Origin of the sequence: Thiocapsa sp. (assembly GCF_011390875.1) — a bacterium.
Lineage (GTDB): Bacteria > Pseudomonadota > Gammaproteobacteria > Chromatiales > Chromatiaceae > Thiocapsa.
Map to the genome: position 1 here is coordinate 1 of NZ_JAABRP010000039.1, position 11020 is coordinate 11020.

Sequence of the window (11020 nt, forward strand, 5' to 3'; positions counted from 1 at the left end):
ACGGTTCTTCGCCGTGTTCCTGGTTCGGATGCACACCGACCGAAACGGCGACCTGCTCGAAGGGATCGACCAGGCATCGCATGCCCGGATAGTGCTCCAAATCGATGGCGACGCAGAGCATGTGCGTGATGCCGGCATCGGCGGTCGCCTGCATGAGCCCGGTGAAGTCGCCCTCGTAGCGGCGTAAATCCACCCGATCGAGGTGGCAATGGGAATCGACGAGCATCCGAACTCCTAAACCGCGCCCGGTGCGGTATGCGTGGTTTGTTGGATTGGCTTGGCTGCGCCAGCTCCGACAACCGTCGGAGCTGGCGCGGTTTAGATGGTATGGCCTACATGGTGTGGGTCGGGCGATCCGAGTTGAGCGCGCCGACGAGATAGTCCTCGATCTTGCGGCGTGCCATCCCCTTGTCCTGGTCGCTGAACTGCACGCCGACGCCGATCGCACGACTGCCCTCGGCGCCCGGCGGCGTGACCCAGACCACCTTGCCGGCGACCGGGATGCGCTCGGTCTCCTCCATCAACTGCAGCAGAAGAAAGATCTCGTCGCCGAGCTGGTAGCGTTTCGTGGTCGGGATGAAGAGCCCGCCGTTCTTCACGAAGGGCATGAAGGCGGCATAAAGCGCAGCCTTGTCCTTGATCGCGAAGCTGAGGATACGCTGCTGTCCCGCGAGGGACCCGGTGGACGCGCCCGGTATCGCCATGGGTCAAGGTCTCCTGAAAGCTTGCCCCGCACCGACGCGAAGCCATTCGATCGATAAAGATTCGAGCAGCAGTTGGGGGTTTGCCCTGGTTTCCACCAGGGCACGCGCACGCAGGACGCGTTGCAGGAGCCGATGCAGGGCAGCCGGTTCCAGACGCCTTGCGAGCGCACGCAATGCATCGCGTTGATCCGGATTGTCGAGCTGTGCCGGACGCTCACTTGCGGACAGACGCACCAAGTCGACCAGCCAGCCGGCCAACCAATCCAAGCATAGCCGTGGTCCGAGGCTGTTCCAAGCCGACGCCTCTACGAGCGGGTCGCGTTCCCCGCGGGCGATTGCAAGAAACCCGGCGATCCGCTCACGCCGCTGCTCGAGACCGGCGTCGTCGAGCTCGGCCAACGCGCGTAGCGGTCCGCCGTGCGCAAGGCCGAGGCGCAATGCGGCCGCCTCTTGGGGGAGCCGCCCGGCCAGCCATGCGAGCGCATCCGCCGTGGACGGCGTCGGGATGCGGATCTGACCGCAACGGCTGCGAATGGTCGCCGGCAGGCGTCCGGGCTGCTCCGTCACCAGGACGATGAGAGCCGCCCCCGGCGGCTCCTCGAGGGTCTTGAGCAGGGCGTTCGCAGCCGCCGCGTTGAGATGATCGGCCGGATCCACGAGTGTCACCTTCCATGCGGCCCGGCTCGGTGTCAGTGCACCCCGCTCCACGAGCGCCCGGATCGCCGCCACCGGGATCTCTTCGGATTTCGCCTCGGGATCGGGGCCGACGCGCAACAGATCGGGATGGCTCTCGGCGGCGATCAGGGCACAATCCGCGCAGCGTCCGCAGGCGAGTCCATCCGCCGTCGGCACGCCGCACAACATCGAGCGAGCCAGCAGCTCGACGAGATGGCGCTTGCCGATGCCGCGAGGACCGCTGACCAAAAGGCCATGTGCGAGTCGCCCGTCGCCTCTGGCCCGATCCAGGCGTTTCCAATCATCGACCAACCAGGGCAGAGGGGCATCGAATGCGAGCGGTGTCGGCTCGATCATAGGTGTTCTCCTTCACCGGACGCGTCGGCGGTCTCGCCTCGACGGGTCTCGATAAGGGCACGCAACGCCTGATCCGCCTGTTCGCCGACGTCGCTCAAGGGCGCGGCGGCATCGATCAGGCGATAGCGCTCGGGGCTCGCGTGCGCCCGCTCAAGATAGACCGCGCGCACCGCATCGAAGAAGTGCAGGGTCTCCGACTCGAATCGATCGGCGGTCCCGCGACCGCGTGCGCGCTCAAGCCCGAGCGCGGGCTCGAGATCGAAAAGGAGGGTCAGATCCGGCCGCAAGTCGCCCTGAACCAGTGTCTCGAGCAGCGCAATGCGCTCCGGATTCAATCCGCGCCCCCCGCCTTGATAAGCGTAGGTCGCGTCGGTAAAGCGATCGCACAGCACCCAGGCGCCGGATTCCAGCGCAGGTCGGATCGTCTTGCTCAAATGCTCGGCGCGTGCCGCGAACATCAGGAGCAGCTCGGCGGTCTCGTCCATCCCGGTGTTGCTCGAATCGAGCAGCAGTGCGCGGATCCGCTCGGCGATCGGCGAGCCTCCGGGTTCGCGCGTCGTCACGACCCCAATACCCATCGAACACAGCAGCGCCGAGAGCGCGGCGATGTGTGTGGACTTCCCCGCGCCCTCGATGCCTTCCAGGGTGATGAAGCAACCTCGCGCCGGTTTCGGATGCATCGCGGTCGAAAGACTCATGGCTCACCCAGGATATAGCGGCGCACTGCTTGGTTGTGCGCATCGAGCGTGGCCGAGAAGACATGTGTACCGTCGCCGCGCGAGACGAAATAGAGACTGTCCCCGTCCGCGGGGTTGAGAACGGCATGGATCGCGGCCCGCCCGGGCAATGCAATGGGTGTCGGCGGAAGTCCGTCGATGACGTAGGTATTGTAGGCGGTTGCCTCGCGCAGATCCGCGCGTCTGATGCGACCCTCGTAACGGTCGCCCATGCCGTAGATCACGGTTGGATCGGTTTGCAGGCGCATCCCTTTGCGTAGTCGGCGCACGAAGACACCTGCGATCTCCGGGCGCTCGTGTGCCGCGCCCGTCTCCTTCTCGACGATCGAGGCGAGGATCAGGGCCTCGTAGGGGCTGTCGATCGGCAGCCCCTCGCGGCGCCCCGCCCATTCTTCGGCCAGGACCTGCTCCATGCGCTCGAAGGCACGCTGCAGGACCGACAAGCGCGGTGTGTCGCGCGGGAAGCGATAGGTGTCCGGAAAAAGGAGCCCTTCCGGATGCCCCCCGGGACGGCCGAGCTTGGCCATCAGGTCCTCGTCGGACAGGGTCGATAGGTCTCCGCTGAATCGATCCTGGGCCTCGATCGCGGCGACGGCTTGCCGAAAGGTCCAGCCCTCGACCAGGGTGACGGGATGCTGCACGACTTGACCCGAGGTGATCCGCGCCAAGACGTCGACCGGGGTCATCCCGGCGGTCAGCTCGAACTCCCCGGCCTTGATCCGGGCCTGATCACCTTGCCGGTAGGCCAAGGCGATGAAGTAATAGGGGTGTTGCAGAATGCCTTCGTCGGTCATCCGACGCGCCAGTCCACGCAGCGAAGTCCCGCGCGGGATATCGAGGATGGTGCTCTCCTCGGGCAAGGGCACCGGCGCCTTGATGAAGGCACCATAGTCGAGCCAGAGGCCGATCCCGAGTGCGGCTGCTGCGAGTATCGAGATGAACAAGACGCGCGTCATCATGGATCGGGCCATTCAGGTGTATGCGCCGCTTGGTGGATCCGACGCAGGAGAGCGACGGGCAGCCGGTCGGGGTCGAAACATCGCTCCGCGAGGCGTGCGACCGACCAGACGCCGATCCTTGCGTTGGTGAGGAAGAGTCCGACGGCCTCCTCGATCATCCTTCGCGTGACGGGGCGCTCGACACACGTGATACCGGCCCGCGCGGCCCCTTCGAGTGCAACCGAACGCACCGTTCCTGCAAGGCCGCTCCGTGTCACCTCGGGAGTGGCGAGCGCGACGCCGTCCCAGACAAAGAGATTCGTCATCGTCCCGCCCACGACGGCACCGGCATCGTCGCACATCAGACCCTCGGCGATCTCCGGGGCATCCCATTCCTGCCGGGCAAGCACCGCGTCCAAACGGTTGAGATGCTTGATTCCGGCCAGATGCGAATTCACGGATGCAGGCGTCGTGCAATACCGGATGGTGACACCGCCGCGTGCAATCGGATCGGCGTTCGGAGACGAGGCATAGGACAGCAGGATGCGCCGGAGGTGCGGCGAGGCAGGAGGGCGATAACCGCGACCGCCGACCCCGCGGGTGATGATCAGCTTCAGAAGGCCATCATCGAGCGTGCCGCATATCCGAGCTGCTTCCTCGCGCAGTATCGATCGGGAAGGCTGCGGGAGCCCCAGCCGCTCGGCGCCGCGTGCAAGACGCGCCATATGGCGGTCCCACAGGCAAGGCATGCCGTCGCGGATCAGGATGGTCTCGAACAGGCCGTCGCCGTAGTGAAGACCACGATCCCCGACGGGGATCCGATCATGCTCATGCCCATCCACCAGAACATGGCGAATCCCTGCCGCCCCCGCGACGCCCCGATCCTCCGACGGATCGGTCATCGGAGAGGAAGGCGGCGAACCGACCAAGCGAGGTCGAACCCGTTGCGCAAACCGACCCTAGGGTCGACGGAAGGCAAGTGTCCCGTTGGTACCGCCGAATCCGAAGGAGTTGGTCAATGCGACATCGATGCGCATTTCTCGGGCGGTATTGGGGACGTAATCGAGATCGCAATCCGGATCCGGCGTCTCGTAGTTGATGGTCGGCGGCGCGGTTTGATCGCGAATGGCGAGGATCGTGAAGATCGCCTCCGCCCCGCCGGCAGCGCCGAGCATATGGCCGGTCATGGACTTGGTCGAGCTGACGGGGATCTCGTAGGCGCGCTGACCGAACGCGCGTTTGATGGCCATCGTCTCGGCCGCATCGCCCGCAGGTGTCGAGGTGCCGTGCGCGTTGATGTAATGCACCTGGTCCTTGTCGAGACCGGCGTCCGCGAGCGCGAGCAGCATGCAGTCGCAGGCGCCTTCGCCGTTTTCCGACGGCGCGGTCATGTGGTAGGCATCGGAGTTCATCCCGACACCGACCAGCTCGGCATAGATGGGGGCACCGCGGGCCTTGGCGCGCTCGTATTCCTCGAGCACCACGACACCTGCACCGTCGCTGAGGACGAAGCCGTCGCGATCGCGATCGAAGGGGCGGCTGGCCGCCTCGGGTGCGTCGTTGCGCGTGGAGAGCGCGCGGGCCGCAGCGAAGCCGCCCAGGCCGACCGGCGAGGTCGCCATCTCTGCCCCGCCGGCGATCATGACGTCCACATAGCCGTGGCGGATCATGATCGCCGCCTCGCCGATGTTGTGCGTCGCCGTGCTGCACGCAGAGACGATCGAATAGTTCGGACCCTTCAGTCCGAACTTGATCGAGAGGTTGCCGGCAACCATGTTGATGATGTTGGCCGGGACGAAGAAAGGCGAGATCCGACGGGGTCCCTTGGAGCGATAGGCCTCGTAGTTGTTTTCGATGCCCGTAATTCCGCCGATTCCCGAACCGATCGCTACCCCGATGCGGCGACGGTTGGAGTCATCGATCTCAAGCCCGGCGTCGGCGATCGCCTGACAGCCGGCGGCCATGCCGTAATGGATGAACTTATCCATCTTTTTGGCTTCTTTCTCAGCGATGTAATCGCTGATCTCGAAACCGTAGATCGGGCCACCGAAGCGGGTGCTGAACGGCTCGATATCGAAATGGGTGATGGGTTTGATCCCGCTTTTGCCGGCGAGGATGTTGTCCCAGGAGGACTTGACGTCCAAACCGACCGGCGCCACGAGGCCCAAACCGGTGACCACTACCCTTCTGCCTGACATTGCCTACCCCTTTCGTTCGAAACGCGATATTCGACGCTCGCCGCCGCACCGGCATCCAGCTGCGGCCGACGGCCCTCGAGCCTCGGAGCACCCGATCCGGGTGCCGGACACCTGCCTAGGCTTGGTGCTGGTTGATGTAGTTGATGGCCTGTTGGACGGTGGTGATCTTCTCCGCATCCTCGTCCGGGATCTCGGTTTCGAACTCTTCTTCGAGGGCCATGACCAACTCAACCGTGTCGAGTGAGTCCGCGCCGAGATCGTCGACGAAGGACGCCTCCGAGGTCACCTCCTCTTCCTTGACGCCAAGCTGTTCGACAACGATTTTGCGGACTCGATCTTCAACGCTGCTCATGGGACTGATTCCTCCGGATGAATAAAGGTGGCCCTCGCTGGACCAGGCGGTATTCTAGTGACAATCGACGGCCGATGAAAGCCGCATCAGTCCTCGGCAAAAAGCACAAGGATCTGATTTAGTTGATCTTAATCATATCGATCGCGACGTTTTTCATGCCATGTGCATGCCGCCGTTCACGTGCAGGGTCTCGCCGGTGATGTAAGCCGCTGCGGGAGAGGCCAAAAAGGCCACGGCACCCGCAATCTCCTCGGGCTGTCCGAGCCGCCCCAAAGGGATCCCGCCGATCAATGTCTGGCGTTGCGCCTCGGGCAATTCGCGGGTCATGTCGGTGTCGATGAACCCGGGGGCGACACAATTGACTGTGATCGCGCGTGATCCGACCTCGCGTGCCAACGCCTTGGTAAAGCCCATCATGCCTGCCTTGGCGGCCGCATAATTGGTCTGGCCGGCGTTGCCCATGGAGCCCACGACCGAGGCGATGTTGATGATCCGGCCTTTTCGCGCCTTCGTCATCGCACGCAGGCATGCCTTGGTGACGCGGTACAGCGAGCTGAGATTGGTCTCGATGACCGCATCCCACTCCTCGTCCTTCATGCGCATCAGAAGGTTGTCGCGTGTAATTCCCGCGTTGTTTACAAGGATGCCCGGTGCGCCGAGGCGCGCGGTGACCTCCCCGATGGCAGCCTCGACCGAGGCTTGATCGGAAACATCGAGCACAACCCCGATGCCCCGGTAACCGGCTTGGGTCAGAGCATCCTCGATCGAGCGTGCTCCGGCCGCCGTCGTGGCGGTGCCGGCAACGGCGGCACCCTGCTCGGCCAACGCCATCGCGATGGATCGACCGATCCCGCGCGAGGCTCCCGTTACGAGCGCGATTTCATCTCTCAGCATTGCCTATCGCCTCCAGTGCCGTTTCGAGTGACTTCGGGTCGAAGACCGGCAGCGTCGTCAGATTGTCGTCGATGCGTTTGTTCAGACCGGTCAGCACCTTGCCCGGGCCGCACTCGATCGCGATCCGAATACCTTCGGCGGCGACTGCACGTACCGTCTCCACCCAGCGCACCGGGCGATAGAGCTGTTGGACGAGTTGGTCGCGCAGCGCGGCGTTGTCCGCGGCGCTCTGCACACTGGCGTTGTGCAGGACTGCAACCGCCGGAACCCGGATCTCGATCGCCGCCAACCGCTCGGCGAGCCGATCTGCGGCAGGGCGCATCAGCGCGCAATGCGAGGGGACACTGACCGGCAAGGTCACCGCCCGCTTCGCGCCCGCCGCTTTGGCTGCGCCGAGCGCGCGGTTCACGGCAGCGGTTTCGCCCGCGATCACGACCTGTCCCGGCGCATTGAAGTTCACGGCCTCGAGCACGGCTCCTTCGGCCTGCGCGGCGCAAAGCGCAATGACGTCGGGGTCGCTCAGACCCAGCACGGCCGCCATTGCACCCTCGCCCGCCGGAACGGCCTCCTGCATGAAGCGCGCGCGCTCGGCAGCCAAACGCACGCCGTCGGCAAAGCTCAGCGCTCCGGCGGCCACCAAGGCCGAATACTCGCCTAGGCTGTGACCGGCCATGACCCGCGCCGGCGATCCACCGGCCTGCAGCCAGGCGCGCCAGACTGCAATGCCGGCGGTCAGCATTACGGGCTGGGTGTTCCGGGTGAGATCGAGGTCCGCCTTGGGGCCTTCGTTGGCCAAACGCCAAAGGTCGAGGCCCAAGGCATCGGATGCTTCATCGAAGGTTCTGCGGACATCCGGATAGGACTCGGCCATTGCGTCGAGCATCCCGATCGACTGGGAACCCTGGCCGGGGAAGAATGCGGCAATCATGTATGTCATCCGTATCGGCAACGAGCTGGCAATAAAACAATCAGAAACGAACCAAGACGGAGCCCCAGGTGAAACCGCCCCCGAAGGCTTCCATCAAAAGAAGCTCGCCACGTTGAATGCGCCCGTCGCGCACCGCTTGATCGAAGGCGAGCGGAATGGATGCCGCGGAGGTATTGCCGTGCTCGGCCACCGTGACCACGACGCGCTCCATCGGCAAGTCCAGTTTACGCGCGGTCGCCTGGATGATGCGGATGTTCGCCTGGTGCGGAATCAACCAATCGATGTCCGACTTGGCCATGCCGGCGGCTGCAAGGGTCTCGTCGACGATGCGCCCGAGCGTCGTCACGGCGACCCGGAAGACCTCGTTCCCCTTCATCTCCATGAAACGGGCATCGGGATGCCCGTTGCCGAGCCCCCCCGGAACCTGGAGCAGGTCCTTGTAAGCGCCGTCCGCATGCAGATGGGTGGAGATGATGCCCGGCTCGTCCGCCGCTTCCAAGACCACCGCGCCGGCTCCGTCTCCGAAGAGGACACAGGTGCCGCGGTCCTCCCAGTTGAGGATGCGTGAAAGCGTCTCGGCTCCGACAACCAGCGCCCGCTTGGCGGAGCCGGTTCGGATGAATTTGTCGGCAACTCCGACCGCGTAGACGAAGCCCGTGCAGACCGCCTGAAGATCAAAGGCCGGGCAACCGTGAACGCCGAGACGCTGCTGCAGAAGGCAGGCGGTGCTCGGGAAAAACTGATCGGGCGTGGTGGTGGCGACGATGATGAGATCGATATCGGACGGCTGGAGCCCGGCTGCATCCAGCGCTCGGCGGGCCGCCACCTCGGCGAGATCGCAACAGGTCTCCCCGTCGGACACCAAATGGCGTTTCTCGATGCCGGTGCGCTCGAAGATCCAGGTCGCCGTGGTGTCGACGATCGCCTCCAGATCGGCGTTCGTCACCGTCCGGGCCGGAAGATGGCTCCCGGTTCCCAGGATACGCGAGTAAATCATCAGGCGATCGCCTTGTATTGTCCGCTGTCGAGGTGCCGGCCGACTTGCTCGCCGATCCGCTTGGGGATATTCGCGTGAATCTCTTTCAAGGCGATGTGGATTGCGTTCTCGAACGCCATCTCATCCGCACCGCCATGACTCTTGATCACGATTCCGCGCAGGCCCAAGAGACTGGCACCGTTATAGCGACGAGGATCCATCGTGTGGCGAAACTGCTTGAGAATCGGCATCGCCGCAAGCCCGGCAAGCCGGCTGAACCAGGTCCGCTTGAACTGCGCACTCAAGGAGTGCCGGACAAACTTGGCCACCCCTTCGCTGCATTTAAGTGCGACGTTGCCGACGAATCCGTCGGCGACGACCACGTCGATGTCGTCGAGAAAGATCCCGTCGCCTTCGACATAGCCAACATAGTTCAGACTGCTGCGCAGGAGTAGCTCGTTGGCCTGCTTGACTTGCTCGTTGCCCTTGATCTCTTCCTGTCCGATGTTCAGGAGCGCGACACGCGGTGCTGCCACGCCTTCGACGGCGGTGACCAACTCACTGCCCATGACGGCAAACTGGAAGAGATGCTCGGCCGTGCAATCCACGTTCGCACCCAGATCCAGCATGTGGGAATGTCCGTGAAGGGAAGGCACGGCCGTAATGATCGCCGGGCGATCGACACTCGGCAGGGTCTTGAGGACGAAGCGTGCGGTCGCCATCAGCGCGCCGGTGTTACCCGCGCTGACACAGGCGTCCGCCTCGCCGCTCTTGACCAAGTCGATGGCCACGCGCATCGAGGAGTCCTTCTTGCCCCTCAGCGCCTTAGATGGCGCCTCGTCCATTCCGACTTCCTGGGTGGTCGGCCGGATCTTCAGTCGAGTCCGATCGGCGTTACCGAGGTGTTTGCCGATTCTCGCCTCGTCGCCGACGAGGATCAGATCGACTCGATCCGAGGCGGCAAGGAAACGCAGCGCAGCGGCGACAACGACACCAGGGCCGTGATCGCCCCCCATCGCGTCGAGCGCGATTGTCGAGACCGGTCTCATCCCGAGAATGTTCGAGCTATGGTCGTGCGCTGGTTTTAGGGCTCCGAGGCGACCGCGAACGGTCACTCAGAGCGATCCAGAACCTTGCGGCCGCGGTAGAAACCGTCCGGCGTCACGTGGTGGCGAAGATGTGTCTCGCCGCTGGTGGGATCGACCGAGAGGGTCGGCTTGCTCAATGCGTCGTGCGAGCGACGCATGCCGCGCTTGGACGGGGTTTTTCGATTTTGCTGAACGGCCATCTTTGATCTCCGAATAACGCGCGGCCGCCACTCGAGCGGAATCGCGATCTGTTTGCCAATCTATCAATGAATGCTGTCCGGGACGCATTCCGGCGCAGCGGAAGACCCGCCGAGCTCGTGTCTCGGTACGATCCCGTGTGATCATTTCCCCGGCGGTCGCTTGAGCGCAGCCAAGATCTCGAAGGGCCGGCGCCTGGTATCCGACCCCGCTTTCCCGCCGCCTGCCGACGCTGCCGCCTCGTCACGCTCGACCGCTCCCGGCATGCAGGATCCGAGTGGATGCCGCGGAATGACGGGAACCGCCAGCAGCAGCTCGTCCTCGATCAAGTCCAGAGGATCGAGCCGTTCCTCGGTCACCAGCCAAGGGTCGAGATGCCCGGGCAGGTCGAGCGCATCTTCGTCCCGGCGGATCAACGCCAGCTCGATCCGAGCGTCAACCGGAACCTCGACCTCGTCGAGGCAACGTTGACAGCGCAACCGCAGAGTCGCGCGCACACGGCCCGTCACCACGCACCGACCATCTCGATCTCGGGCGAACCGAAGCTCGTAGCTGACCGCATCCGCAACCGCGGGATCCTCGAGTCCCGAATCGACCTGCCGCGGTGCGCGCTCCGGAACGTCCGTGGCAGCGGTGAGCCGCTGAAATTCGCGCAACAACACGTCGCCGCTGAAGACGAACTCACGGCGACAGGCTCGCCAAGGATCGATGAGCTCACGAGGTGCACTCGACATAAGCGCGCAAAAATAGCGCATTTACGATCACAACGTCAACTTAAACCGCATCCGGTTATGGGCCGACCAAGGCGAGCAAGACGCCGGCCGCGACCGCCGAGCCGATCACACCGGCAACATTCGGACCCATGGCATGCATCAACAGGAAATTGTGGTGGTTCTCGGCCAGGCCGACCTTGTTCACGACGCGCGCCGCCATCGGGACCGCCGAGACACCTGCCGCACCGATCAAAGGGTTCAC

The 11020-nt window shown here is 64.3% G+C and carries 15 protein-coding genes; all 15 read right to left on the reverse strand.

Annotated elements, in window-relative coordinates:
• Positions 1-226: TatD family hydrolase (locus GPT33_RS04835; protein ID WP_296806193.1), on the reverse strand; the 226-nt coding region annotated here is incomplete at its 3' end.
• 106 nt (positions 227-332) lie between these two features.
• Positions 333-704 carry a PilZ domain-containing protein gene (locus tag GPT33_RS04840; RefSeq protein ID WP_120798786.1) on the reverse strand — a complete coding sequence of 124 codons (372 nt, stop codon included), beginning with the start codon at positions 702-704 and terminating at the stop codon, positions 333-335.
• A gap of 3 nt (positions 705-707) precedes the next feature.
• A complete protein-coding gene (gene holB, locus GPT33_RS04845) occupies positions 708-1736 on the reverse strand; it encodes a DNA polymerase III subunit delta' (protein WP_296806194.1) in 1029 nt (342 codons plus the stop codon).
• Positions 1733-2434 carry a dTMP kinase gene (tmk, locus tag GPT33_RS04850; protein ID WP_296806195.1) on the reverse strand — a complete coding sequence of 234 codons (702 nt, stop codon included), beginning with the start codon at positions 2432-2434 and terminating at the stop codon, positions 1733-1735. Before tmk ends, holB begins: the two co-directional genes overlap by 4 nt.
• Entirely contained in the window at positions 2431-3432 is a 1002-nt protein-coding gene (mltG, locus tag GPT33_RS04855; RefSeq protein WP_296806204.1) for an endolytic transglycosylase MltG, read from the reverse strand. The genes tmk and mltG overlap by 4 nt, the downstream gene beginning before the upstream one ends.
• Positions 3429-4313: an aminodeoxychorismate lyase gene (pabC, locus tag GPT33_RS04860; protein ID WP_296806196.1), complete on the reverse strand. Its 885-nt coding sequence runs from the start codon at positions 4311-4313 to the stop codon at positions 3429-3431. Before pabC ends, mltG begins: the two co-directional genes overlap by 4 nt.
• A 57-nt stretch (positions 4314-4370) precedes the next feature.
• Positions 4371-5609 (reverse strand): beta-ketoacyl-ACP synthase II, encoded by a 1239-nt coding sequence (gene fabF / locus GPT33_RS04865; protein ID WP_296806197.1) that lies wholly within the window; start codon positions 5607-5609, stop codon positions 4371-4373.
• A gap of 115 nt (positions 5610-5724) precedes the next feature.
• The gene (acpP, locus tag GPT33_RS04870) at positions 5725-5961 is read right to left on the reverse strand and encodes an acyl carrier protein (RefSeq protein WP_007194668.1); all 237 of its coding nucleotides are present in this window, start codon (positions 5959-5961) and stop codon (positions 5725-5727) included.
• Between the two features lie 153 nt (positions 5962-6114).
• Positions 6115-6855 carry a 3-oxoacyl-ACP reductase FabG gene (gene fabG / locus GPT33_RS04875; protein ID WP_296806198.1) on the reverse strand — a complete coding sequence of 247 codons (741 nt, stop codon included), beginning with the start codon at positions 6853-6855 and terminating at the stop codon, positions 6115-6117.
• Complete coding sequence (gene fabD, locus GPT33_RS04880) at positions 6842-7792, reverse strand: ACP S-malonyltransferase (protein WP_296806199.1); 951 nt, start codon at positions 7790-7792, stop codon at positions 6842-6844. Before fabD ends, fabG begins: the two co-directional genes overlap by 14 nt.
• A 31-nt stretch (positions 7793-7823) precedes the next feature.
• On the reverse strand, positions 7824-8780 hold the full coding sequence (locus GPT33_RS04885) for a beta-ketoacyl-ACP synthase III (protein ID WP_296806200.1): 957 nt from the start codon (positions 8778-8780) through the stop codon (positions 7824-7826).
• Positions 8780-9808: a phosphate acyltransferase PlsX gene (gene plsX / locus GPT33_RS04890; protein ID WP_296806201.1), complete on the reverse strand. Its 1029-nt coding sequence runs from the start codon at positions 9806-9808 to the stop codon at positions 8780-8782. Before plsX ends, GPT33_RS04885 begins: the two co-directional genes overlap by 1 nt.
• A gap of 62 nt (positions 9809-9870) precedes the next feature.
• Positions 9871-10047, reverse strand: a complete 177-nt coding sequence (gene rpmF / locus GPT33_RS04895) for a 50S ribosomal protein L32 (protein WP_007194663.1) — start codon at positions 10045-10047, stop codon at positions 9871-9873.
• A 141-nt stretch (positions 10048-10188) separates the two neighbouring features.
• Positions 10189-10800, reverse strand: coding sequence for a YceD family protein (locus tag GPT33_RS04900; protein WP_296806202.1), 612 nt, complete (start codon positions 10798-10800; stop codon positions 10189-10191).
• Between the two features lie 34 nt (positions 10801-10834).
• Positions 10835-11020, reverse strand: a 186-nt coding sequence (locus GPT33_RS04905; protein ID WP_296806203.1) for a sodium ion-translocating decarboxylase subunit beta, incomplete at its 5' end; no start/stop codon positions are given.